Below are 24,311 nucleotides of genomic sequence, written 5' to 3'. Positions count from 1 at the left end.
ATTCCCGGGTAACCATCAGTATTAACGACACCTTATCAGAGTCTGAACTCTTCACCCAAATAAACACGTTTAACCTGCTCATCTGCAAGGACTTCATTCGGCGTACCGTGAGCAATCAGGTTGCCCTGGCTGACAATATAGGCCCGTTCACAGACCGCCAGCGTTTCACGCACGTTGTGGTCAGTGATTAACACGCCAAGCCCACTGTCGCGCAGATGTTCAATAATCTTTTTGATATCAATAACGGAAATCGGGTCAACACCGGCAAAAGGCTCATCCAGCAGAATGAATTTGGGATTTGCGGCCAGCGCACGGGCAATTTCCACACGGCGACGTTCACCGCCCGACAGTGACTGTCCCATATTGTCGCGCAGATGTGCAATATGGAACTCATCCATGAGCTCATTCGCCCGATCCTGTCGCTGTTCTTCGGTTAAATCATCACGAATTTGCAGCACGGCCATCAGGTTGTCGTAAACGCTCAGACGCCGGAAGATTGACGCTTCCTGGGGCAGGTAGCCGATACCGCGACGCGCACGCGCGTGGAGCGGCAGAATACTGATGTCTTCATCGTCGATGACAATGCGGCCCGCATCGCGCGGAACAATCCCGACCACCATATAGAAGGTGGTGGTTTTACCGGCACCGTTTGGGCCGAGCAGGCCGACGATTTCACCGGATTTTACCTGCAGACTGACGTCTTCAACCACGCGACGGCCTTTGTACGCCTTCGCCAGGTTCTCTGCGATTAATGTGGCCATAGTGATCAGTTACTCTTTTTTTCGCTATTGGTTGACGCGGGCTTGTCCTGCAACTGCGACGGCACCAGAACTGTGGTCACGCGCTTGCTCTGGCCCTGGCTGTAAGCCTGCATTTTTTGCTCTTTGACCAGGTAAGTAATGCGGTCGCCTTTAATATTGCTGTCCAACTGCTCAATGTACGCATTGCCCGTCAGCTCAACAAAGTCATTAGCAAGCTCGTAATGCAGTTTGGACGCGTGTCCCTGTACCGGTTTACCGTTGTCCTGCATCTGATAGAAGGTCGCCGGATTGCCGTAGGCATCAACGATAGTTTTTTTGCTGTCGCCGCCCGGACGGGTCACCACGACTTTATCTGCCGTAATCTTGATCGACCCCTGAGTTACGACCACATTACCGGTAAAGGTCGCGACGTTGCCTTGCAGGTCCAGCGACTGATTTTCAGAGTCGATATTAACGGGTTTGTCCGAGTCACCGGTCAGCGCCAGCGCCGGCAGGCTGGCTGCAAGCAGCAGGCTGGCCAGTAAAAACTTAATGCTGTTTTTGTTCATTTTGAATTTCATAAGAGGTTTTGACCTTTTCGAGTAACTCGGCTTGCTTTGTCCGTAAATTTCCACGCATTTTCATGCCGGTAGAGTTAAAACTGCGGCCATATAACGTCACCTGATCGTCCGAGGCGACGTCCTGAGTGACAAGATTGACCTGAGCGTTATCCGTTTTGATGCGCTCCAGTTCAGAATCTGGCGCCAGCGCATTCAGCTCAACATGACCATATAAATACAGCATACGATCTTTAGTGAGCTTTGCTTTATCTGAACGTACCGTCCAGGTCGGCATTTTATTCTCGTCGTAGGTTGTCATGACCGGATTATCAAACCAGCTGGTTCCCGTATTTTCGAAATACGTAACTTTGTCCGAGATCAGCTTATAAGCCAGGCCACCCTGAGGGTTGTAAACTACGGTATGCGAATTGGCACTGGTGTAGGTTGGCGTTTGATCATTATTCATTACCGGTGCGCCATCGTCGCTGTCCCGGTTAGTGAAATTCCAGCCAATGAGCACCAGCGCAATCAAGGCCAGCCCCAACGTTATCCAACGCCTGCTTTTACTCATACTGATTGCCCTTTGGCATCCTCAAATTTATTTTGCGCCATCAAAATGAGATCGCACAGTTCACGCACTGCGCCGCGCCCACCGGCGATACGTGTGACGTAACGCGCTCGTGCTAACAGCAGCGGGTGCGCATCGGCCACCGCTACGCTGAGCCCTACTTTTGCCATAACTGGCCAGTCGATCAGATCGTCACCAATATAAGCCACCTGCTCGTCAGAGAGCGACAGTGTATCCAGAAGTTCGCGATAGGCCAAAAGCTTATCTGATTGCCCCTGATAAAGATGGCGAATCCCCAGCGTTTTGCAGCGGTCTTCCAGTAACCGGGCCGTGCGGCCGGTAATAATAGCCACTTCAATGTCCGAGGTCAGCAGGCAACGAATGCCGTAACCGTCGCGCACATTAAAGGTTTTCAGTTCTTCTCCACTGTTACCCATGTAGATCAGGCCATCAGACATCACGCCGTCCACATCGCAAATCAGCAGGCGAATGTGCCCGGCACGGGCCATAATGTCGGCACTGACCGGGCCGTAACATGTTTCTATAGCGGCAATCTCAGACTGCATTGTGTCTTCCTGTTTACACTACGCCTGCGCGCAGCATGTCATGCATATGTACCACACCCAGCAGATGGTCGTCATCGGCTACCAGCAGGGAGGTAATGTTTTTGGTTTGCATTAAATTCAGCGCATCGACGGCCAGCACGTTCGGACGTACGCGGATGCCGCCACGCGTCATGACTTCTGCAATGGTCGCTTTTTGAAAATCGATGCCCATGTCAAAGATGCGGCGCAGGTCACCATCGGTAAAAACGCCTTCAATCTTCATCAAATCGTCAACAATCACGGTCAGGCCCAGATTTTTACGGGTTATCTCCAGCAACGCATCCCGCAATGATGCATCCCGCGTGACGTGCGGTAACTCATCACCGCTGTGCATGATATCGCTCACGTGCAGCAGCAGTTTACGGCCCAGCGCACCGCCCGGATGCGACAGCGCGAAATCTTCAGGCGTGAAGCCGCGTGCCTCCAGCAGGGAGACCGCCAGTGCATCGCCCATCACCAAAGCTGCGGTGGTACTGGTTGTAGGGGCAAGGCCCATTGGACAGGCTTCCTGCGGCACCTTGACGCAAAGATGAATATCGGCGGCCCGAGCCATGGCGCTTTCAGGTCGACTGGTCAGGCAGATCAGTTTAATCTGCTGGCGTTTCACCACCGGAATCAGCGCCAGAATCTCGCTGGATTCGCCGCTATTGGAAATGGCAAGTACCACGTCGTCTTTACCCACCATTCCCAGGTCGCCGTGGCTGGCTTCCGCTGGATGCACAAAGAAAGCCGGCGTGCCGGTGCTGGCAAAGGTCGCCGCCATTTTTTTACCAATATGACCTGACTTGCCCATGCCCATAACCACCACTTTGCCCTTACAGGCATAAATCATGGCGCAGGCGTCGGAAAAAGCCTCGTTGATATACTGGTCAAGCTGCTCAAGGCCTTCGCGCTCAATGCGCAGAACCGTTTTACCGGCTCGCTGAAAATCAAACTCTACCGTTGGTTGCTGATGTGACATGGCAAATCTGTCCTTTTTAGCCGCCCATAAACGCTGGCTGTAGCCACAGCAACGTTACCCAGACGAAGAAACCACAGAGTAAAAGCGTCCCCGCCGTACGGCCAATGCGGCGGTGGCGCAACAGACAAAGCATGGCGAACAGTACGCTTACGCCAAGCATTATCCAGTAATCGCGTGCAAAAGCGTGATAATCGACGCTGCCGGGGTGAATCAGTGCCGGCAGGCCCAACACGATAGCGAGGTTATAAATATTGGCCCCAATCAAGTTGCCAATCGCAATATCATCTTCGCCTTTCAACGCACCGGCGATGACCGTGGCCAGCTCCGGCAGACTGGTGCCGACGGCGATAAGCGTCAGCCCCATAACCAGTTCACTCACGCCAAAGTAGTCGGCAAAGACCGTCGCATTATCAATCACCATGTGTGTCGACATGGGCAGGATAATCAGGGCGACAGCCAGCCAGAGAAAGGCCACGGTGTTACCCGTCTCTTCGCGTGGCAGCTCAGCCAGTTGTTCACGCGTCAGCGTATCGTTATTGTCATTTTCTGCTTTACGCGCGATGCGAATAGTCACAATCAGATAAATCGCGGCGATGGCAATCAGGGCGATACCGTCCAGTCGACTAAGATAGTTATCAAACAGCGTAATACCGCTCAGTAATGAGACCAGCACCATCAGCGGCAGTTCACGGCGAATTAAGTTGGAATGGATGCTGAGCGGATGCAACAGCGCCGCGCCGCCGAGAATCAAAAGTATATTGGTGATGTTCGAACCAAGCGCGGTGCCCACCGCCAGATCCATTTGGCCATACTGCGCAGCGGAGAAGGAAAGGATGATCTCCGGAAGCGAGGTACCGATACTGACGACGGTCATGCCGATGATTAACGGCGGGATCCCGAACGATCGGCAAAGTATTGCAGCACTAAACACCAGACGATCGGCACCATAAGCCAGTAAAAGCAGTCCGATAATCAGCAGTGCGGTTGCGACGAACATGAAAAATCCTTGCTTAAAACCCCTGTTGGCTTGCCTTCAGGTTCGATGTGACAAAACAGGCGCTGATTTTGACCGTCCGAGCGACAAAAGTAAATTTTATGACCGTTTTCGCCAAATCTTTGCATTAAGTTTCTGTAAAGCTATCGTGCGTTTAACCTTAACAGGCTACCATCGTACCCTATGTTTACGCCCGATCCGTAATAGAGGTGATAATGATCCAACAAAAAACGAACCTGGTTGAGGTTCGTGGCGTGAGTTTCTCACGTGGCGATCGCAAAATTTTCGACGATATTTCCCTTACGGTACCCAAAGGCAAAGTGACGGCGATCATGGGGCCGTCAGGGATCGGGAAAACAACGCTGCTGCGCTTGATTGGCGGGCAACTTCAGCCTGACAGCGGCGAGATCTGGTTCCGGGACGAGAACATTCCGACATTGTCGCGCACCCGATTGTATGAAGCGCGTAAAAAGATGAGCATGCTGTTTCAGTCCGGTGCACTTTTTACCGATTTAACCGTCTACGAAAATGTGGCCTGGCCGCTTCGTGAACACACACGGTTGCCGGCGGCGCTTCTGCACAGCACAGTCATGATGAAGCTGGAAGCCGTGGGGTTACGGGGTGCCGCGCAGTTGAAACCTGCGGAGCTTTCGGGCGGAATGGCGCGCAGGGTGGCCCTGGCTCGGGCTATTGCTCTGGAGCCTGAGTTAATTATGTTCGATGAGCCGTTTGTAGGTCAGGATCCTATTACGATGGGCGTACTGGTTAAACTGATTGATGAGCTTAACCATGCACTGGGACTGACATGCATTGTGGTGTCGCATGACGTGCCTGAAGTGTTAAGTATTGCCGATTATGCTTATATCGTGGCGGGACAAAAAATTATCGCGCACGGGACCACGCCCGATTTGCGTGCCAACAATGACCCACGCGTGCGCCAGTTTATCGACGGCATTGCGGACGGGCCCGTACCGTTTCGTTTTCCGGCGGGCGATTATTTGGCCGATTTAACCGGGTCAGGGAGAAGCTAAGCTGATGTTGTTAAAAGCACTGGCGTCATTAGGACGTCGGGGGATTGGAACCTGCGCCAGCTTTGGGCGTGCCGGATTGATGCTTTTTCATGCGCTGGTCGGTAAACCCGCGTTTCGCAAACACTTCCCGCTGTTAGTCAAACAACTCTACAGCATTGGCGTCCTGTCTTTGGTGATCATTGTGGTCTCCGGGTTATTTATCGGCATGGTGCTGGGGTTGCAGGGCTATCTGGTATTAAACACCTATGGTGCAGAAACCAGCCTGGGCATGTTGGTGGCACTGTCATTGCTACGTGAACTGGGGCCGGTTGTCACAGCCCTGCTGTTTGCAGGTCGGGCAGGGTCGGCGTTAACGGCTGAGATTGGGCTGATGAAGGCCACGGAACAGCTGTCCAGCATGGAGATGATGGCGGTCGATCCTCTGCGCCGTGTTGTCTCACCACGTTTTTGGGCAGGCTTTATCAGCATGCCGCTGCTGGCACTCATCTTCACCGCCGTAGGGATTACCGGCGGCGCGCTGGTGGGCGTGAGCTGGAAAGGTATTGACCCTGGCTTCTTCTGGTCGGCGATGCAAAATGCCGTCGATTTTCGTAGCGATGTGGTTAACTGCATTATTAAAAGCGCCGTTTTTGCCGTCACGGTTACCTGGATCGCGCTGTTTAATGGTTACGATGCGATTCCGACCTCTGAAGGTATTAGTCGCGCCACGACGCGCACCGTGGTGCATGCATCACTGGCGGTCCTCGGTTTAGATTTTGTGCTGACAGCACTGATGTTTGGGAATTGATGCGATGCAAAGCAAAAAAAGCGAAATTTGGGTTGGCGTTTTTATGATCATGGCACTGTTAGCGGTGCTGTTCCTTTGCCTGCGCGTGGCGGATCTTAAATCGCTGGGGACAGAACCCACCTGGAAGCTGTATGCCACCTTCGATAATATCGGCGGCCTGAAAGTCAGTTCGCCTGTTAAAATTGGTGGTGTCGTGATTGGTCGGGTGACAGATATTTCACTTGAACCGAAAACATTACTGCCACGCGTCACGATGGATATCAGCGACAAGTATGCCAACCAGATTCCGGACACCAGTTCGCTGGCCATCCGTACTCAGGGCTTGCTGGGCGAGCAGTTTCTGTCGTTAAACGTTGGCTTTGACGATCCTGAGCTGGGCTCGGCGATGTTAAACGATGGTGGCACGATACGTGATACCAAGTCGGCGATGGTACTGGAGGACCTGATAGGCCAGTTCCTGTATAAAAGCGGCGACAACAAAGGTAACAAGCAAACCGGTGACAGTAAGGATGCGCAGGGTGGCGATACTGCCGCTCCCGCAGCCGCTCAACCTTAACAGAGGGATAACATGATGTTTAAACGTTTTCTGATGATTGCCATGCTGGCGATCGCGCCATTGGCGGCGACAGCAGCCGATCAAAGCAATCCTTATACGTTGATGAATGAAGCGGCTAACAAAACTTTTACCCGCCTGAAAAGCGAGCAGGCGAAAATCAAGCAGGATCCCAACTACCTGCGTGATATCGTCCGCCAGGAGCTGCTGCCTTATGTGCAGATTAAATATGCGGGGGCGTTAGTCCTGGGCCGTTTCTATCGGGAAGCCACACCGGCACAGCGCGAAGCCTATTTTAAGGCTTTTGGTGATTATCTGGCTCAGGCCTATGGCCAGGCGTTAGCGCTTTATCACGGTCAGACTTACCAGATTGAACCTGCGAAACCGCTGGGCAACGCCAATATTGTCGCCATCCGTGTGACGATCATCGATCCTCAGGGCCGTCCGCCAGTGCGCCTGGATTTCCAGTGGCGTAAAAACAGCCAGACCGGTAACTGGCAGGCGTTCGATATGATCGCAGAAGGGGTCAGCATGATCACCACGAAACAAAATGAGTGGGGCGATCTGTTACGTACGAAAGGGATTGATGCACTGACTGCGCAACTTGAAGCGTCAGCGAAACAGCCAATCACACTGGATCAAAACAAATAATGCAGCCCTCACTGCACTGGAGCCGCGAGGCGAACACGCTACGGCTGGAAGGTGAGCTGGATCGTGACACGCTGCTGGATCTCTGGGAGCAGCGTGAAACGTTGATTAGCGGGGCGACGCTGATCGACGTTTCAGCTCTGGAACGGGTGGATACCTCAGGCCTGGCGCTGTTGGTCCACCTGCGGGAAATCGTCTCGCAGCAGGGCGGCGCGCTGCAGTTTGTTGGTATCGGTGACAAACTGCAGTCGTTGATCACCCTTTACAACCTGCAACAAATTATTGTTTCTGCGGATTAAAGCGCCTGTATTCGCCTTCTCAGCCTTAGCCCCGGTCGCCGACAGGGGCTTTTGCGTATTTAAGAATCAGGCACTTTCCTCTACTATGTCAGCCTTATTATTATTAAGTGAAGTTAAGAGCGATGGAAAACAGTGAAATTCAGGCTGTGCTGATGGCAGCACTGCCTTTAGAAGAAGTTCATGTCATGAGCAACGATGGCAGCCATTTCCAGGTGATCGCCGTGGGCGAACTGTTTGGTGAGTTAAGCCGCGTTAAGAAACAGCAGGCTGTTTATGCGCCGCTGATGGAATTCATTGCGGATAACCGCATTCATGCGGTATCCATCAAAACCTACACGCCTGCAGAGTGGGCGCGTGACCGTAAACTGAACGGTTTCTGATCCCCGCAAGGGCTGCGCCACCTGCGCGACCGTTTAATAGCCAGTTAATTGAGAACCGTGTTAATGGATAAATTTCGTGTGCAAGGCCCCACCCGTTTAAGTGGTGAAGTCACCATTTCCGGGGCGAAGAACGCCGCACTGCCAATTCTGTTTGCAGCTTTACTGGCCGAAGAGCCGGTTGAGATTACGAATGTGCCGAAGCTGCGTGACATCGACACCACTATGAAGCTGTTAACCCAGTTAGGTGCGAAGGTTGAGCGCAACGGTTCCGTTCACGTCGATGCCAGCGGCGTAGACGTTTTTTGTGCACCCTATGACCTTGTGAAAACCATGCGTGCCTCTATTTGGGCGCTTGGTCCGTTAGTGGCCCGTTTCGGTCAGGGCGAAGTCTCACTGCCTGGTGGTTGCGCCATCGGTGCGCGCCCGGTAGACCTGCATATCTCGGGTCTTGAGCAGTTGGGTGCCGAGATTAAGCTGGAAGAAGGCTATGTAAAAGCCTCAGTTAACGGTCGCCTGAAAGGGGCGCTGATCGTGATGGATAAAGTCAGCGTAGGCGCGACGGTGACTATTATGAGTGCCGCGACGCTGGCAACCGGGACCACGGTGATTGAGAACGCGGCGCGTGAACCTGAAATCGTGGATACCGCCAATTTCCTTAATACGCTGGGTGCAAAAATTTCGGGCGCAGGCACGGATAAAATCACCATTGAAGGCGTTGAGCGTCTGGGCGGTGGGGTTTATCGCGTCCTGCCAGACCGTATTGAGACCGGCACCTTCCTGGTGGCGGCTGCTATTTCGGGGGGGAAAGTGCTGTGCCGCAATGCGCAGCCTGACACCCTGGACGCAGTGCTGGCGAAACTGCGTGATGCCGGTGCAGACATTGAAACCGGTGAAGACTGGATCAGCCTGGATATGCACGGTAAGCGCCCTAAAGCGGTCAACGTGCGTACCGCTCCTCATCCGGGTTTCCCGACCGATATGCAGGCGCAGTTCACCCTGCTGAATTTGGTCGCGGAAGGCACGGGGCTAATCACCGAAACCATTTTTGAAAACCGTTTTATGCACATCCCTGAACTGATTCGTATGGGTGCTCACGCAGAAATTGAGAGCAATACCGCAATCTGTCACGGTGTGGAAACCTTGTCGGGCGCGCAGGTGATGGCGACGGATCTCCGTGCATCGGCAAGCCTGGTGCTGGCAGGGTGTATTGCGGAAGGCACAACGCTGGTCGATCGCATTTACCACATCGATCGGGGTTATGAGCATATCGAAGATAAGCTAAAAGCGATGGGCGCAAACATCGAGCGCGTCAGCGGCGAATAGTGTTTCGGACAGGCCTGTAAAAAACCAGCCTGGCATACGGGCTGGTTTTTTTTCGTCTGGCACTAACCCGATGTTAGTTTTTGGTCGTCTGATCGGACGATCGCACACGTTTTTTTCGATCCAGTAGGCTGTTCGTTTCAGGATCGTAATAGCGGCTTGGCCATATCTCTGATGGGTGGACATTGATCGCATCAGCAATCAGCCATTCCCCTTTTGGCCATGGCCGTGAAAGGGCGTTAGCCAGTGTTGATGAGCTTAATCCTGCCTGGCGGGACAATGCCGCCAGCGTTGTACCACGTTTGCGCAGTGCGGCAATAATATCGGCAGGATGCCAGTCCTCTGTCCTTTTTTGCATTACTGTTTTCTCCTTGTCAGTGCGAAGCGCGCGGGGGGATTCTGACGTGCTTTAAAATACATCTGGAAACTTATGGTGGTTTATATCAGAAAGTTTCCATAAGGTTCCAGTAATATTTCCGTAAGCAGACAGAACTGCGCGGCCTGACGCAAAAGGATGGTAATGACTGCAACAGCGGCGGGGGAAAGAAAGAAGACGAGGCCGTCAGGCCCCGTCAGCGATTAGAAATCGCGTTGAACCGACATGTGAGCCAGAGATTCCAGCGCTGTGCGCCATGGGGTTTCAGGCAGGATTTGTAATGCCGCGATGGCCTTATCCGCTTCCTGCTCAGCACGCTTGCGCGTCCATTCCAGAGAGCCGCACTGGTTCATTGCTTCCAGAACGGGAGCCAGTAAATGGCGGCCGTTCCCCTGTTCAATCGCCTCACGGATCATTTTAGCCTGTTCAGGCGATCCGTTGTTCATAGCATGAAGCAGAGGCAGCGTGGGTTTACCTTCGCTGAGATCGTCACCGGTATTTTTGCCCAGGGTTTCACCATCGGCACTGTAGTCCAGTAAATCATCGATTAACTGGAAAGCCGTTCCCAAATAACGTCCGTAATCCTGCAGCGCTTTTTCCTGCGCTGGCGTCGCTTCCGCCAGAATCGCCGAGGCCTGAGAGGCGGCTTCAAATAAGCGCGCGGTTTTGCTGTATATCACCCGCATATAGCTCTCTTCGGTGATGTCGGGATCGTTGACGTTCATCAGCTGGAGCACTTCTCCTTCGGCGATCACGTTCACCGCCTCGGACATCAGCGCCAGAATGCGCAACGAGCCCATGCTGGTCATCATCTGGAAAGCGCGGGTATAAATAAAATCACCGACCAGTACGCTGGCCGCGTTACCAAATGCGGCGTTCGCGGTGGCTTTTCCACGGCGCATATCGGATTCATCCACGACATCGTCATGCAACAGCGTGGCGGTGTGGATAAATTCGATTAGCGCCGCGTTGGTCACGTGTAAATCGCCCTGGTAACCCATGGCGCGAGCAGACAGCACGGCAATCATGGGCCGGATGCGTTTACCGCCGCCACTGATGATGTAATAACCCAGCTGGTTGATGAGCGAGACATCTGAATTCAGCTGGTCGAGTATGGTCTGGTTAACGGCAGCCATGTCCTGTGCGGTTAATTCGTTAATCTGTTCTAAGTTCATTCGTCTTTTCAGCTATGACTCGTTTCTCTGCCATGGTAAGCGGTTTTACCCAGCCAGCGTTCAGTAATCTGTTACTGATTGTACTTGAATTTTCAGGTTGAGAAACGTTTGCATTGAGCCTGTGTTTTTTTTCTGCAAGAGTGTGCAAAGTGCTCTTGTCTTCTGTTTGAGTTTTGCGTAGAATTCGCGCCCTATTGTGAATATTTAGCGCGCCGCCTGATGAACTAAAAGGCAAGCGCAGAAGCGGAGTTTTATATGTACGCGGTTTTCCAAAGTGGTGGTAAACAACACCGAGTAAGCGAAGGTCAGACCGTTCGCCTGGAAAAGCTGGACATCGCAACCGGTGAAACCATCGAGTTTGACCAGGTTCTGATGATTGCAAATGGCGAAGACGTGAAAATCGGCGCGCCACTGGTTTCAGGCGGTGTGATCAAGGCAGAAGTTGTTGCTCATGGTCGTGGCGAGAAAGTTAAAATCGTTAAGTTTCGTCGTCGTAAGCACTACCGTAAGCAAGCTGGCCATCGCCAGTGGTTCACTGATGTGAAAATCACTGGTATCACGGCGTAAGAGGAGATCTGACAAATGGCACATAAAAAGGCTGGTGGTTCGACTCGAAATGGTCGTGACTCCAATGCAAAACGTCTGGGTGTAAAACGTTTCGGTGGTGAATCTGTTCTGGCAGGTAGCATCATCGTTCGTCAGCGTGGTACCAAATTCCACGCCGGTAACAACGTAGGTTGTGGTCGTGACCACACTCTGTTTGCTACCGCAGACGGCAAAGTAAAATTCGAAGTTAAAGGTCCGAACAACCGTAAATACATCAGCATCGTTGCTGAGTAAGGTTGTCGTGACGCAGACGGTTACCGTCTGAACGCACGAATTGAAGGCCCCGCAACTCTTGTGGGGCTTTTTACATTCTGCGACCTGTCGCCAGACAGGCGACATAGCCTGGCTGCGTGTTGTACACTTTATGTACATGCTGGCGAGAGCCAGTTTTGATTTATCCGCCGCTGGTCAGCGCAGAACGACCCTGGCGGACCCGTTTGCAGCCTGTTGCAGACGATTGTGTGACGGAGAAAGAAAATGAAGTTTGTTGATGAAGCGACAATTTTGGTCGTCGCAGGTGATGGCGGTAATGGCTGTGTCAGTTTCCGCCGTGAAAAATATATCCCAAAAGGCGGCCCGGACGGCGGTGATGGTGGTGACGGCGGTGACGTATATTTAGTCGCTGACGAAAACCTTAACACCCTGATCGATTATCGTTTCGAAAAATCTTTCCGCGCTGAGCGTGGTCAGAATGGTCAGAGTCGCGACTGTACGGGTAAACGCGGCAAAGATATTACGATTAAAGTCCCCGTCGGAACCCGCGTTATTGACCAGGGAACGGGCGAGACACTGGGCGATATGACGCGTCACCAGCAGACGCTGATGGTGGCAAAAGGCGGCTGGCACGGTCTGGGTAACACCCGTTTTAAATCCTCGGTCAACCGTACCCCACGGCAGAAAACCATGGGCACCGCAGGCGAGAAACGTGACCTGCAACTGGAGCTGATGCTGCTGGCTGACGTGGGCATGCTGGGCTTACCGAATGCCGGTAAATCCACCTTTATCCGTGCGGTTTCCGCTGCCAAGCCGAAAGTGGCTGATTATCCTTTTACCACCCTGGTACCCAGCCTGGGCGTTGTACGTATGGACAGCGAGCAGAGCTTCGTCGTCGCCGATATTCCGGGGCTGATTGAAGGTGCTGCAGAAGGCGCCGGTCTGGGGATTCGCTTCCTGAAACATCTGGAACGCTGCCGTGTTCTGTTGCACCTGATTGACATCGCCCCGATTGACGAGAGCGATCCGGTTGAGAACGCCCGTATTATTCTGGGTGAGCTGGAAAAATACAGCGATAAGTTATTCAACAAGCCGCGCTGGCTGGTGTTTAACAAAGTCGATCTGATTGATGAAGAAGAAGCACAGGCGCGCGCAAAAGCCATTGCTGAGGCGCTGGGCTGGGAAGAGAAGTACTACCTTATTTCGGCGGCCAGCCGTCAGGGCGTGACCGACCTGTGCTGGGATGTGATGAGCTTTATCAACGCCAATCCGAAAGAAGCGGACGTTGAAGAAAAACAGCCTGAGAAAGTGGAATTCATGTGGGACGACTACCACAAAGAAGCCCTCGAGAACGCGGCTGTTGAAGACGATGAAGAGTGGGATGACGACTGGGATGAAGATGACGACGAAGGCGTCGAAATCATTTATCAGCGTTAACACACTTTGCTGCCCCCTTCTGCCGGAATGGGGGCAGTTTTCTTTCCGGCCTGTCTTTGCCCGCTATCACGCCTTGCCGTTGATAACTCAAATGCCGCAGGCAGGGGACAAACCGCCTGCTACCCGCTTCGACGTATACGCCGAAATCCAGCGGGCAGGCGCTGGGTTCACCCGCGCAGCCCTGGCATATGCCTGCCAGTTTCTTCATACAGCCTACATTTCACCATGCTTTCCCTCCTTCGCATAAAAGCCTGAGGTTCGCTTACGTGGCTAACGTATCGCGGCTCACGGCGTGTTTAATGGCTCGTGGCGTCAGCCCGAGGAACGTCACTAACGCGATGGCAGTAAGAATAAAACAGTGAGGGAAAGGGGAAGGGCGAACGCCTGTCAGGGCAATAAAAAAGCGCAGCAGCGTTAATCCCACTGCGCTTTTATCGACATCAGTTAGTAGTTCTTGTTGATATCGCGATAGAGCCGACTTTCGAACCGCACCAGTGGAATACGGCGCGTGCGCTGATCTTCCGGCGGTACCGCATAGCCGGACAGGAACTGCACAAACGCGACGCGCGCCCCGCTGGACGTGGTGATAAAACCGGCAAGGTTGTAAACGCCCTGCAGTGAACCCGTTTTGGCAGAGACTTTGCCATCCAGACCGGCTTCATGCAGGCCGCCGCGATATTGCAGCGTGCCGTCATGACCCGCCAGGGGCAGCATGGAAATATAATCCAGCTTGCTGTCATTTTGCGCAATGTACTGCAGCACCTGCATCATGGTGGCAGGAGAGATGAGATCGTGGCGCGACAAGCCGGAACCATCAACCTGAATACTGTTACCCAAATCGATATTCGCTTTTTCACGCAGGATACGGCGCACCGCGTCTGACCCGGCGCGGAAGGTGCCCGGCACATTAAAGTAATGATGGCCAATGGTGCGGAACACCGTGTCGGCGATCATATTGTCGGACTTCTTCAGCATCATATGCAGCAGCGTATGCAGCGGCGCAGACTGGGTTGAGGCCAGCACGGTGCCCGGCTCAGTGACCTGTGTCTGGCGCAGCAGATGTCCGCTGTAATCAATACCGGCGGAACGCAGTTCAGATTTCAGAATCTCGCCGGCCCAGGCGGCACCATCCTGAACGGCAAAGGCCAGCGGAAGGGGATCGCTACGCTGACGCAGACAGCCGGTCAGGGTATAGCGGTTCAGCTCACCTGGCACCACATCCAGTTCGCAATACTGACCCTCGCCACTGTTGCGCCCAATGGTGCGCACCTGGCTCAGCATGTGCGCCGGATAATAAGAGGCGATGCGCACGAAGGCGTTTTCGCCGGGCTTATCCGCACTGTAGAGCGACACGGAGAAACAGTTTTTATCGACGATAGCCGCAGCGGGCGGTGCGCTAAAGCACTGCGTCATATCGTTCCACGGCCAACCCGGCGCCGCATCATGGCTGGCAAACACCGAGGTATCAATGACCAGATTGCCTTTGATATGTGTGATGCCTTGTTTTTTTAAGGCTGCGACCATATTACGCAGATCCTGGCGGCCCAATGTGGGATCGCCAGCGAAACGGGCAACAAGATCGCCATTCAGTGTGCCATCGATCAGCGCACCTTTGGTCTCAAAGGTCGTTTGAAAACGATAATCACCGCCCAGTTCCAGTAATGCCGCCAGCGCGGTGATGACTTTCATGGTACTGGCGGGAAGCGCCATCTGTTTCCCGTGGTAATCAATGATCGGCGTAGTTGCGCCCACTTTTTGCACCAGTAAAGCCAGGTTGGCACCATCTGGCAGATACTGCATGTATTCATCAACGGGTGCTGCTTGTGCCTGCAGCATAAACGCACAGGTTAATCCGGTAACAAGTCGTGAAAATCGCATAATCTCGCGGCAACTGACAGGTGAAGGCGACAATACTACGTCCCTGGACGGTGCAAAGTAAACGATGACCCGCAGGGAACTCTGGGGTAAAATACGTATCAAATTGCAAAACCTTTTCTGGCCTGGAACATTTCCGGGTCAGTCTTCTTTTATTTGCAAAATGAGGCATGGCGCCGCAGAACGCTTTTTTCTGCAGTCACCGGTCAGGATGCACCGTGAAACAGGATTGATGACGAGGAGCTAAAATGAACCAGATTCCGATGACGTTAAGAGGCGCTGAAAGGCTGCGCGAAGAGCTGCATGAGCTGAAAACGGTGAAACGCCCGCGCATTATTGCCTCCATCGCGGAGGCCCGCGAGCACGGCGATTTGAAAGAGAATGCCGAATACCACGCTGCGCGTGAAGAACAGGGGTTCTGTGAGGGACGCATTCAGGAGATTGAGGCCAAACTCTCTAATGCGCAGGTTATCGACGTCACCCAAATGCCTAAAACCGGCCGCGTCATTTTTGGCGCGACGGTGACGGTCCTGAATGTGGATACGGATGAAGAGTTTACGTACCGCATCGTAGGTGATGACGAAGCAGACTTTAAGCAAAATCTGATTTCTGTTAACTCGCCAATGGCGCGTGGCCTGGTGGGGAAAGAAGCCGATGACGTGGCGATTATTAAAACGCCGGGCGGCGATGTGGAGTACGAAATCCTGAAGGTGGAATACATCTGACAGGTGGCAACCTTTTGTAACGGGTTGCAGTACAATGTAAAGAAAGGAAAAAGGCCGCGCTGCGGCCTTTTATCCCATGTAAGAGCATGGCACTTTCTTTGCCCACTTAACGTGGCAGAGAAATCTTGCTCTCTTTAGCGGGGCGATACAGCACCAGCGTTTTACCTATCAACTGAACGTTGACGGCGCCAGTTTCACGTACGATAGCGTCGACGATCAGCTGACGGGTCTCACGATCTTCAGAGGCGACTTTCACCTTGATTAACTCGTGGTGTCCCAGCGCGTGTTCGATCTCTGCCAGCACACCTTCGGTCAGGCCATTGCCTCCGAGCATGACGACTGGCTTGAGCGGATGGGCGAGGCTTTTCAGGTGCTGTTTTTGTTTGGTACTTAGATTCATCGTATTATTTACTTACTCGGGGATTGAAAACGGTTCATTCTACCGCCATCTCGGGTATATCGCCAAATCGACGCAACCTACTGCGTGCAGATTTATCGCTACGATGACGATTTAGTTGGAAATTTTATGACCGGTAAAAAGCGTTCAGCCAGCTCCAGCCGCTGGCTACAGGAACACTTTAGCGATAAATACGTGCTCCAGGCACAGAAAAAAGGGTTGCGTTCGCGCGCCTGGTTTAAACTTGATGAAATACAACAGGGTGACAAGCTTTTCAAACCCGGTATGACCGTGGTAGATCTGGGTGCTGCACCCGGTGGCTGGTCGCAATATGTGGTACAGCAAATTGGGTCCAAAGGGCGTGTCATTGCATGTGATATCCTGCCTATGGATCCTATTGTTGGTGTCGATTTTCTTCAAGGCGATTTTCGTGAAGAATCGGTGATTAACGCGTTGCTTGAGCGTGTGGGCGATCAGAAAGTCCAGGTCGTCATGTCTGATATGGCACCGAATATGAGTGGTACACCTGCCGTAGATATTCCCCGGTCGATGTATTTGGTTGAGCTGGCGTTAGAGATGTGTCGTGACATTTTGGCTCCCGGCGGGAGTTTTGTAGTGAAAGTGTTCCAGGGGGATGGCTTTGATGAATACCTGCGGGAAATTCGATCCCTGTTCACGAAAGTGAAAATACGTAAGCCTGACGCTTCACGTTCACGTTCACGTGAAGTTTATATTGTGGCGACTGGGCGCAAGCTGTAGCCAACGTGGTGGATCATCCAGCCTTCCCGCTGCGATTCCATGTACGAAGGATCTATAGTACCCTACGCTATCTGTTAACACCGTTGTAATATGAGGTTAATCCCTTGAGTGACATGGCGAAAAACCTGATTCTCTGGCTAGTCATCGCGGTTGTACTGATGTCAGTCTTCCAGAGCTTTGGGCCCAGCGAGTCAAATGGCCGTAGGGTTGATTATTCAACCTTCCTGTCGGAAGTGAACCAGGATCAGGTCCGCGAGGCACGTATTAACGGGCGTGAAATTAACGTAACCAAAAAAGACAGTAATAAATACACCACCTACATTCCTGTCAATGATCCCAAGTTACTCGATAACCTGTTGACCAAGAACGTTAAAGTGGTTGGTGAGCCGCCTGAAGAGCCAAGCCTGCTGGCGTCGATCTTCATTTCCTGGTTCCCAATGTTACTGCTGATTGGTGTGTGGATTTTCTTCATGCGGCAAATGCAGGGCGGTGGCGGCAAAGGCGCAATGTCCTTTGGTAAGAGCAAAGCCCGCATGCTAACGGAAGATCAGATTAAAACCACTTTTGCTGACGTAGCAGGCTGTGACGAAGCGAAAGAGGAAGTCGGTGAGCTGGTCGAATACCTGCGTGAACCGAGCCGTTTCCAGAAGCTGGGGGGTAAAATCCCGAAAGGCGTTCTGATGGTCGGCCCGCCGGGTACCGGTAAAACCCTGCTGGCGAAAGCCATTGCCGGTGAAGCGAAAGTACCGTTCTTTACCATTTCAGGTTCTGACTTTGTTGAAATGTTCGTCGGTGTGGGTGCGTCTCGCGTCCGTGACATGTTTGAACAGGCTAAGAAAGCGGCACCGTGCATTATCTTCATCGATGAGATCGATGCCGTTGGTCGCCAGCGTGGTGCCGGTTTAGGGGGAGGGCACGATGAGCGTGAACAAACCCTGAACCAGATGCTGGTTGAAATGGATGGCTTTGAAGGTAACGAAGGCATCATCGTGATTGCCGCGACCAACCGTCCAGACGTACTTGACCCTGCGCTGCTGCGCCCTGGCCGCTTTGACCGTCAGGTTGTCGTGGGCTTGCCAGACGTACGTGGTCGTGAGCAGATTCTGAAAGTGCATATGCGTCGTGTACCCCTGGCAACCGACATTGATGCGGCCATCATTGCGCGCGGTACGCCAGGCTTCTCCGGTGCCGATCTGGCGAACCTGGTGAACGAAGCGGCGCTGTTTGCTGCACGCAGCAATAAACGCGTTGTGTCGATGGTGGAATTTGAAAAAGCCAAAGACAAAATCATGATGGGTGCAGAGCGCCGTTCCATGGTGATGACCGAAGCACAGAAAGAGTCTACGGCTTACCATGAGGCCGGCCACGCGATTATTGGTCGTCTGGTACCGGAACACGATCCGGTGCACAAAGTGACCATTATTCCGCGCGGTCGTGCATTAGGTGTGACCTTCTTCCTGCCTGAAGGCGATGCGATTAGCGCAAGCCGTCAGAAGCTGGAAAGTCAGATTTCGACCCTGTACGGCGGTCGTCTGGCGGAAGAGATCATCTACGGTGCAGAACATGTCTCTACCGGTGCCTCTAACGATATCAAAGTGGCGACCAACCTGGCCCGTAACATGGTTACCCAGTGGGGCTTCTCTGAGAAACTGGGCCCGCTGCTGTATGCTGAAGAAGACGGTGAAGTGTTCCTGGGCCGTTCAGTGGCAAAAGCCAAGCATATGTCAGATGAAACTGCCCGTATTATCGACCAGGAAGTTAAACACCTGATCGATACGAACTATCAGCGCGCTCGCCAGATTCTGGGCGAAAACATGGACATTCTTCACGCGATGAAAGATGCGCTGATGAAGTATGAAACCATTGATGCACCGCAGATTGACGACCTGATGGCACGCCGTGAAGTGCGTCCGCCAGCAGGCTGGGAAGATCCGGGCAGCAGCAATTCAGACAGTAACGGTACGCCAAAGGCCCCGCGTCCGGTCGATGAACCGCGTACGCCGAATCCAGGCAATACCATGTCAGAACAGTTCGACAAATAAGACGTCAGGTCTTTTAATAAAACCCCGGCTGGTCCGGGGTTTTTTACATCTATACATTGAGCCACAAGGAGTTTTTCACCATGAAACTGTTCGCCCGTGATTCCCATCTCGATTTGTCATTTCCACATGTGATGGGCATTCTCAACGTCACGCCGGACTCTTTTTCCGATGGTGGTAAACACAATGCGCTGGTCGATGCGTTAACGCACACTAACGAGATGGTGAACGCTGGCGCAACAATCATTGACGTGGGGGGCGAGTCCACGCGTCCGGGCGCTGATGAAGTGAGCGTTGAGGAGGAGCTTGAACGGGTGATTCCGGTGGTCGAAGCTATCGCTCAACGCTTTGAGGTATGGATATCAGTCGATACGTCCAAAGCCGACGTGATTCGTGAAGCCGCCAGCGCAGGGGCTCACATTATCAATGATGTGCGCTCGCTGTCTGAGCCTGGCGCGTTGGCAGCGGCAGCGGCAACGGGCTTACCGGTTTGTCTGATGCATATGCAGGGCGAACCGCGTACGATGCAGCAGGCACCAGCCTATAAGGATATTGTAAGCGAAGTGGACACTTACTTCGTTGAACAACTGGCCCGCTGCGAAGCCGCAGGCATAAAAAAAGAGAATCTGTTACTCGACCCGGGCTTCGGTTTCGGTAAGAATCTCAGCCACAATTATGAACTGCTGGCCCACCTCAGTAAATTTCACCGTTTTGCGCTGCCGCTGCTGGTTGGCATGTCACGCAAATCAATGATTGGACAACTGCTGAATGTGGGGCCTTCCCAGCGCCTGACGGGCAGCCTGGCCTGTGCGGTTATTGCCGCCATGCAGGGCGCGCACATTATTCGCGCCCACGATGTAAAAGAAACCGTCGAAGCGATGCGGGTGGTTGAAGCGACACAAAGAGCGAAAGGATGACAGAGCATGAGCGAACGTAAATATTTCGGTACTGATGGGATTCGCGGCAAAGTCGGTGAGTCACCGATTACCCCTGACTTTGTATTAAAGCTCGGCTGGGCGGCGGGTAAAGTGCTGGCCCGTCACGGCTCCAAAAAAATTATCATTGGTAAAGACACGCGCATTTCAGGCTATATGCTGGAATCCGCGCTGGAAGCCGGTCTCGCAGCCGCAGGGTTGTCTGCGGCGTTTACCGGCCCAATGCCCACGCCCGCTATTGCCTATCTGACCCGCACGTTCCGTGCCGAAGCCGGCATCGTGATTTCCGCGTCGCACAATCCGTTTGATGATAACGGCATTAAGTTTTTCTCCGCCGAAGGGACGAAACTGCCCGATGACGTGGAAGAGGCGATCGAACTGGAAATGGAAAAACCGCTTACCTGCGTGGAATCCGCCCAGTTGGGGCGTGCCAGCCGTATTGTTGACGCGGCCGGGCGTTACATTGAATTTTGTAAAGGTACGTTCCCCAGCGAACTCAGCCTCAGTGGCCTGAAAATTGTCGTCGACTGTGCAAACGGTGCCACTTATCACATTGCGCCTAATGTCCTGCGTGAACTCGGTGCGACGGTGATTGCAGTTGGCGTCCAGCCTGATGGCATGAACATTAATAAAGCATGCGGCGCGACCGATCTCAGGATGCTGCAGGAACGCGTACTGGCTGAAAAAGCGGACATCGGTCTGGCCTATGACGGTGACGGCGATCGCATCATGATGGTCGACCACCTTGGCAAGAAAGTGGATGGGGACCAGATTCTGTATATCATCGCCCGCGAAGGTCTGCGTCAGGGACAGTTGCGCGGTGGTGTGGTCGGCACGCTGATGAGCAACATGGGGCTGGAGCTGGCGCTGAAACAGCTGGGTATTCCGTTTGTTCGTGCAAAAGTGGGCGACCGCTATGTACTGGAAAAAATGCAGGAAAAAGGCTGGCGCCTGGGAGCGGAAAACTCCGGTCATGTGATCCTGCTGGATAAGATCGCTACGGGTGACGGTATCGTTGCAAGTTTGCAAGTACTTACAGCTATGGTTCGTAACCATATGAGCCTGCATGATCTCTGCACCGGCATGAAAATGCTGCCTCAGGTGCTGGTAAATGTCCGCTTCGCCGGCGAGCACGATCCGCTGGAAAGCGATGCCGTTAAAGCGGTAGCCGAGGACGTGGAAAAAGCCCTGGCCGGAAAAGGACGCGTGCTGCTGCGTAAATCGGGCACGGAACCGCTAATCCGCGTAATGGTAGAGGGTGAGGATGAAACCCAGGTGACGGCGCTGGCGAATCGAATTGCCGATGCGGTTAAAGCCGTCTGAGGCAGCTGGCAGGCGGGGACATCGCAGTGAACCTGCCTGCAAAATCATCGCACTGGCGCTTTTTTCTGCAATCAGCGTGCCGCATGTAAATTGCACTTGCAGAGGTATGCGCCATTGGTTAGTATTCACACCCGCTTCTGATGGGTGATGAAGAAACTCCCCGTCAAATTGGTTGAAGCTTTAACTGTGCGGATTACGCGCAAGGAAACAGGTTGATTATGTACGAAGCTCTGTTGGTTGTTTTCCTTATTGTAGCAATTGGCTTGGTAGGTCTTATCATGCTGCAGCAAGGAAAAGGCGCTGATATGGGTGCATCATTCGGTGCAGGCGCGTCAGGTACGCTGTTCGGTTCAACCGGGTCAGGTAATTTCATGACTCGTATGACCGCCGTACTGGCTACGCTGTTTTTCGTCATTAGCTTGATTCTGGGTAACCTGAACAGTAATAAAACAGCCAAAGGAAGTGAGTGGGATAGCCTCACTGCGCCAGCTCAGTCTCAACAGCAGACTCAGCCAGCTAAACCGGCTACGCCGGGCAACGATATCCCGCATTAATAGCGTTAAGCGTCATAAGCGGCAGTTCAGCGTCGCAGTCAGTGCAGTACCGAGGTGGTGAAATTGGTAGACACGCTACCTTGAGGTGGTAGTGCTCGAAAGGGCTTACGGGTTCAAGTCCCGTCCTCGGTACCAAATCTTAGTTAGACTTGCATTTTATGCATGATCGGCGTAACATTCGCCACGTTTTCGGACGCGGGGTGGAGCAGCCTGGTAGCTCGTCGGGCTCATAACCCGAAGGTCGTCGGTTCAAATCCGGCCCCCGCAACCACTTTCCCTTAGAGTTCTTTTTCAAATATACTGTATGCATCGACGGGCGCATTAGCAGCGAATTTTGAAAAAAATTCTTTTGGATGGGCGTCCGGGCCGCAATGCGGCATACAGGGTCCAGTGATAAAAAGCCCCGACTATTCGGGGTTTTTTGTTATTAGCGAATCGTAATACTGGGCTATAGGCCCTTTTTTTATGTCTTGGGGGTGGGCTTGTCCACATTAGAGCAAAAATTGACAGAGTTGGTATCTGCTCCGGTAGAAGCGCTCGGCTACGAACTGGTCGGAATTGAATTCGTTCGTGGTCGCACATCAACCCTGCGCATCTATATTGACAGTGAAGATGGCATCAATGTTGACGATTGCGCGGACGTCAGCCACCAGGTGAGTGCCGTGATGGATGTGGAAGATCCCATCACCGTCCCTTACCACCTTGAAGTGTCCTCACCGGGGCTCGACCGTCCTCTGTTCACTGCAGAACATTATGCACGCTTTACCGGCGATGAGGTGAGCCTGGTGCTGCGTATGGCCGTTCAAAACCGCCGTAAATGGCAGGGAATCATCAAGTCTGTAGAAGGCGAGATGATAACGGTAAACGTTGAGGGTAATGACGAGGTGTTCGCGCTGAGTAATATTCAGAAAGCGAACCTGGTCCCCCACTTTTAAAAGTCCGGATTGAGGCTAACCAGGATGAACAAAGAGATCTTAGCTGTTGTAGAAGCCGTTTCTAACGAAAAAGCCCTGCCGCGTGAGAAAATCTTCGAAGCGCTGGAGAGCGCGCTGGCGACTGCGACCAAGAAAAAGTACGAGCAGGAAATTGACGTCCGCGTCAGCATCGACCGCAGAAGTGGCGACTTTGATACGTTCCGCCGTTGGGAAATCGTAGAGCAGGTCACTCAGCCAACGCGTGAGATCACGCTGGATGCGGCTCGCTACGAAGATGAGTCCCTCAATCTGGGCGACTACGTTGAAGATCAGATTGAATCTGTCACCTTTGACCGCATTACTACCCAGACCGCAAAACAGGTTATCGTGCAAAAAGTACGTGAAGCCGAGCGCGCAATGGTCGTGGATCAGTTCCGTGAGCAGGAAGGCGAAATCATCACCGGCGTGGTGAAAAAAGTTAACCGTGACAATATTTCACTGGATCTGGGCAACAATGCTGAAGCGGTAATCCTGCGTGAGGATATGCTGCCGCGCGAAAACTTCCGCCCTGGTGACCGTATTCGTGGTGTTCTGTATGCCGTTCGCCCGGAAGCGCGTGGTGCACAGCTGTTTGTGACCCGCTCAAAGCCAGAAATGCTGATCGAACTGTTCCGCATTGAAGTACCAGAAATTGGCGAAGAAGTGCTTGAAATTAAAGCCGCAGCCCGCGATCCGGGTTCACGCGCTAAAATTGCAGTAAAAACGAACGACAAACGTATTGATCCGGTGGGTGCCTGCGTCGGTATGCGCGGTGCGCGTGTTCAGGCCGTGTCCAGTGAACTGGGCGGCGAGCGTATCGATATCGTGCTGTGGGACGACAACCCGGCACAGTTTGTTATTAACGCCATGGCTCCGGCTGATGTGGCGTCAATCGTGGTTGATGAAGACAACCACACGATGGATATCGCCGTTGAGGCTGGCAATCTGGCCCAGGCGATCGGCCGTAATGGCCAAAACGTGCGTCTGGCTTCACAGCTGAGTGGCTGGGAGCTGAACGTGATGACCGTCGATGATCTGCAGGCGAAGCATCAGGCTGAAGCCCATGCAGCGATCGATATGTTCACTAAACATCTCGACATCGACGAAGAGTTCGCCACCATTCTGGTGGAAGAGGGCTTCTCATCGTTGGAAGAACTGGCCTATGTGCCAATTAACGAGCTGTTGGAAATCGACGGCCTCGACGAAGAGACCATTGAAGCCCTGCGTGAACGAGCAAAAAATGCGTTAACCACCCTGGCACTGGCTAAAGAAGAGAGCCTGGGGAATCAGGAACCTGCAGAAGACCTCTTGAATCTTGAGGGTCTGGATCGTGCACTGGCTTTCCGCCTGGCATCCAAAGGCGTTTGCACGCTGGAAGACCTTGCTGAGCAAGGTGTTGACGATCTGACTGATATTGAAGGGCTGACTGATGAGCAAGCTGGCGCGCTGATTATGGCCGCACGCAATATCTGCTGGTTCGGCGATGACGCGTAATAAC

General features: G+C 53.1%; 29 protein-coding genes and 2 tRNA genes. 20 read left to right on the top strand and 11 right to left on the bottom strand.

The genetic code is table 11. The features are described 5' to 3' along the window. Positions 1-35: 35 nt before the first annotated feature. From lptB to C1N58_RS15660, 6 genes are read right to left on the bottom strand one after another with little or no spacing between them, the layout of a single operon-like run. Positions 36-761: an LPS export ABC transporter ATP-binding protein gene (lptB, locus tag C1N58_RS15685; RefSeq protein WP_006121735.1), complete on the bottom strand. Its 726-nt coding sequence runs from the start codon at positions 759-761 to the stop codon at positions 36-38. 5 nt (positions 762-766) lie between these two features. After that, positions 767-1,321: a lipopolysaccharide ABC transporter substrate-binding protein LptA gene (lptA, locus tag C1N58_RS15680; RefSeq protein ID WP_033739170.1), complete on the bottom strand. Its 555-nt coding sequence runs from the start codon at positions 1,319-1,321 to the stop codon at positions 767-769. Continuing rightward, positions 1,290-1,871 (bottom strand): LPS export ABC transporter periplasmic protein LptC, encoded by a 582-nt coding sequence (lptC, locus tag C1N58_RS15675; protein WP_006121737.1) that lies wholly within the window; start codon positions 1,869-1,871, stop codon positions 1,290-1,292. The genes lptA and lptC overlap by 32 nt, the downstream gene beginning before the upstream one ends. Beyond that, positions 1,868-2,434 carry a 3-deoxy-manno-octulosonate-8-phosphatase KdsC gene (gene kdsC / locus C1N58_RS15670; RefSeq protein WP_039338895.1) on the bottom strand — a complete coding sequence of 189 codons (567 nt, stop codon included), beginning with the start codon at positions 2,432-2,434 and terminating at the stop codon, positions 1,868-1,870. The genes lptC and kdsC overlap by 4 nt, the downstream gene beginning before the upstream one ends. 13 nt (positions 2,435-2,447) lie before the next feature. Next, a complete protein-coding gene (gene kdsD / locus C1N58_RS15665) occupies positions 2,448-3,434 on the bottom strand; it encodes an arabinose-5-phosphate isomerase KdsD (protein ID WP_006121739.1) in 987 nt (328 codons plus the stop codon). A 16-nt stretch (positions 3,435-3,450) separates the two neighbouring features. Further along, positions 3,451-4,431, bottom strand: coding sequence for a calcium/sodium antiporter (locus tag C1N58_RS15660; protein WP_006121740.1), 981 nt, complete (start codon positions 4,429-4,431; stop codon positions 3,451-3,453). A gap of 212 nt (positions 4,432-4,643) precedes the next feature. On the opposite strand from C1N58_RS15660, the gene mlaF reads away from it, so the two are divergent. From mlaF to murA, 7 genes are all read left to right on the top strand, one after another. Then, complete coding sequence (gene mlaF, locus C1N58_RS15655) at positions 4,644-5,459, top strand: phospholipid ABC transporter ATP-binding protein MlaF (RefSeq protein ID WP_006121741.1); 816 nt, start codon at positions 4,644-4,646, stop codon at positions 5,457-5,459. Between the two features lie 4 nt (positions 5,460-5,463). Further along, the gene (mlaE, locus tag C1N58_RS15650; RefSeq protein ID WP_006121742.1) at positions 5,464-6,246 is read left to right on the top strand and encodes a lipid asymmetry maintenance ABC transporter permease subunit MlaE; all 783 of its coding nucleotides are present in this window, start codon (positions 5,464-5,466) and stop codon (positions 6,244-6,246) included. 4 nt (positions 6,247-6,250) lie between these two features. Beyond that, on the top strand, positions 6,251-6,802 hold the full coding sequence (gene mlaD, locus C1N58_RS15645) for an outer membrane lipid asymmetry maintenance protein MlaD (RefSeq protein WP_006121743.1): 552 nt from the start codon (positions 6,251-6,253) through the stop codon (positions 6,800-6,802). A 15-nt stretch (positions 6,803-6,817) separates the two neighbouring features. Beyond that, positions 6,818-7,450, top strand: coding sequence for a phospholipid-binding protein MlaC (gene mlaC / locus C1N58_RS15640; RefSeq protein WP_006121744.1), 633 nt, complete (start codon positions 6,818-6,820; stop codon positions 7,448-7,450). Continuing rightward, a complete protein-coding gene (gene mlaB, locus C1N58_RS15635; RefSeq protein WP_006121745.1) occupies positions 7,450-7,746 on the top strand; it encodes a lipid asymmetry maintenance protein MlaB in 297 nt (98 codons plus the stop codon). Before mlaC ends, mlaB begins: the two co-directional genes overlap by 1 nt. Positions 7,747-7,868: 122 nt before the next feature. Next, complete coding sequence (gene ibaG, locus C1N58_RS15630; RefSeq protein WP_006121746.1) at positions 7,869-8,126, top strand: BolA family iron metabolism protein IbaG; 258 nt, start codon at positions 7,869-7,871, stop codon at positions 8,124-8,126. Between the two features lie 63 nt (positions 8,127-8,189). Next, positions 8,190-9,449 carry a UDP-N-acetylglucosamine 1-carboxyvinyltransferase gene (gene murA, locus C1N58_RS15625; RefSeq protein WP_006121747.1) on the top strand — a complete coding sequence of 420 codons (1,260 nt, stop codon included), beginning with the start codon at positions 8,190-8,192 and terminating at the stop codon, positions 9,447-9,449. A gap of 73 nt (positions 9,450-9,522) precedes the next feature. On the opposite strand, the gene C1N58_RS15620 is transcribed toward murA, so the two are convergent. Beyond that, positions 9,523-9,804 (bottom strand): helix-turn-helix domain-containing protein, encoded by a 282-nt coding sequence (locus C1N58_RS15620; RefSeq protein WP_006121748.1) that lies wholly within the window; start codon positions 9,802-9,804, stop codon positions 9,523-9,525. Between the two features lie 221 nt (positions 9,805-10,025). Further along, the gene (gene ispB, locus C1N58_RS15615) at positions 10,026-10,997 is read right to left on the bottom strand and encodes an octaprenyl diphosphate synthase (RefSeq protein ID WP_006121749.1); all 972 of its coding nucleotides are present in this window, start codon (positions 10,995-10,997) and stop codon (positions 10,026-10,028) included. Between the two features lie 255 nt (positions 10,998-11,252). Here ispB and rplU point away from each other — a divergent pair, with 255 nt between their 5' ends. From rplU to cgtA, 3 genes are all read left to right on the top strand, one after another. Then, positions 11,253-11,564, top strand: coding sequence for a 50S ribosomal protein L21 (gene rplU, locus C1N58_RS15610; protein ID WP_006121750.1), 312 nt, complete (start codon positions 11,253-11,255; stop codon positions 11,562-11,564). Positions 11,565-11,579: 15 nt separating this feature from the next. Then, positions 11,580-11,837 carry a 50S ribosomal protein L27 gene (gene rpmA / locus C1N58_RS15605; RefSeq protein ID WP_006121751.1) on the top strand — a complete coding sequence of 86 codons (258 nt, stop codon included), beginning with the start codon at positions 11,580-11,582 and terminating at the stop codon, positions 11,835-11,837. 243 nt (positions 11,838-12,080) lie between these two features. Then, the gene (gene cgtA, locus C1N58_RS15600) at positions 12,081-13,253 is read left to right on the top strand and encodes an Obg family GTPase CgtA (RefSeq protein ID WP_033739183.1); all 1,173 of its coding nucleotides are present in this window, start codon (positions 12,081-12,083) and stop codon (positions 13,251-13,253) included. A gap of 262 nt (positions 13,254-13,515) precedes the next feature. Here the strand turns inward: cgtA and C1N58_RS15595 are convergent, their stop codons facing one another. Both C1N58_RS15595 and dacB read right to left on the bottom strand, forming a co-directional pair. Further along, positions 13,516-13,677 (bottom strand): hypothetical protein, encoded by a 162-nt coding sequence (locus tag C1N58_RS15595; RefSeq protein WP_205951111.1) that lies wholly within the window; start codon positions 13,675-13,677, stop codon positions 13,516-13,518. 20 nt (positions 13,678-13,697) lie between these two features. Continuing rightward, the gene (gene dacB / locus C1N58_RS15590) at positions 13,698-15,131 is read right to left on the bottom strand and encodes a serine-type D-Ala-D-Ala carboxypeptidase (RefSeq protein ID WP_033739262.1); all 1,434 of its coding nucleotides are present in this window, start codon (positions 15,129-15,131) and stop codon (positions 13,698-13,700) included. A gap of 245 nt (positions 15,132-15,376) precedes the next feature. Between dacB and greA the strand changes: the two genes are divergently transcribed. Next, a complete protein-coding gene (greA, locus tag C1N58_RS15585) occupies positions 15,377-15,853 on the top strand; it encodes a transcription elongation factor GreA (protein WP_006121754.1) in 477 nt (158 codons plus the stop codon). Positions 15,854-15,959: 106 nt separating this feature from the next. Here the strand turns inward: greA and yhbY are convergent, their stop codons facing one another. After that, on the bottom strand, positions 15,960-16,253 hold the full coding sequence (gene yhbY, locus C1N58_RS15580) for a ribosome assembly RNA-binding protein YhbY (RefSeq protein WP_006121755.1): 294 nt from the start codon (positions 16,251-16,253) through the stop codon (positions 15,960-15,962). A 126-nt stretch (positions 16,254-16,379) separates the two neighbouring features. Here yhbY and rlmE point away from each other — a divergent pair, with 126 nt between their 5' ends. The 9 genes from rlmE to nusA all read left to right on the top strand — a co-directional run bounded on the left by rlmE (position 16,380) and on the right by nusA (position 24,307). After that, positions 16,380-17,009: a 23S rRNA (uridine(2552)-2'-O)-methyltransferase RlmE gene (rlmE, locus tag C1N58_RS15575; RefSeq protein ID WP_006121756.1), complete on the top strand. Its 630-nt coding sequence runs from the start codon at positions 16,380-16,382 to the stop codon at positions 17,007-17,009. A gap of 113 nt (positions 17,010-17,122) precedes the next feature. Then, positions 17,123-19,051 (top strand): ATP-dependent zinc metalloprotease FtsH, encoded by a 1,929-nt coding sequence (gene ftsH / locus C1N58_RS15570; RefSeq protein WP_033739186.1) that lies wholly within the window; start codon positions 17,123-17,125, stop codon positions 19,049-19,051. 80 nt (positions 19,052-19,131) lie between these two features. After that, positions 19,132-19,965 carry a dihydropteroate synthase gene (folP, locus tag C1N58_RS15565; RefSeq protein ID WP_006121758.1) on the top strand — a complete coding sequence of 278 codons (834 nt, stop codon included), beginning with the start codon at positions 19,132-19,134 and terminating at the stop codon, positions 19,963-19,965. Positions 19,966-19,971: 6 nt separating this feature from the next. After that, positions 19,972-21,306, top strand: a complete 1,335-nt coding sequence (gene glmM, locus C1N58_RS15560; protein WP_033739188.1) for a phosphoglucosamine mutase — start codon at positions 19,972-19,974, stop codon at positions 21,304-21,306. Positions 21,307-21,524: 218 nt separating this feature from the next. Further along, positions 21,525-21,860 carry a preprotein translocase subunit SecG gene (gene secG / locus C1N58_RS15555; RefSeq protein WP_394564316.1) on the top strand — a complete coding sequence of 112 codons (336 nt, stop codon included), beginning with the start codon at positions 21,525-21,527 and terminating at the stop codon, positions 21,858-21,860. A 48-nt stretch (positions 21,861-21,908) separates the two neighbouring features. Next, a tRNA-Leu gene (locus C1N58_RS15550) sits at positions 21,909-21,995 on the top strand. Between the two features lie 59 nt (positions 21,996-22,054). Beyond that, positions 22,055-22,131 (top strand) — tRNA-Met (locus tag C1N58_RS15545). Positions 22,132-22,342: 211 nt separating this feature from the next. Beyond that, complete coding sequence (gene rimP, locus C1N58_RS15540) at positions 22,343-22,795, top strand: ribosome maturation factor RimP (protein ID WP_006121761.1); 453 nt, start codon at positions 22,343-22,345, stop codon at positions 22,793-22,795. A 24-nt stretch (positions 22,796-22,819) separates the two neighbouring features. Continuing rightward, entirely contained in the window at positions 22,820-24,307 is a 1,488-nt protein-coding gene (gene nusA / locus C1N58_RS15535; RefSeq protein WP_006121762.1) for a transcription termination factor NusA, read from the top strand. Positions 24,308-24,311 lie beyond the last annotated feature (4 nt).

This window comes from Pantoea sp. SGAir0180 (assembly GCF_043546245.1).
Note: the sequence above shows the minus strand (reverse complement) of the source record. Positions and strands in the feature narration are given on the sequence as shown.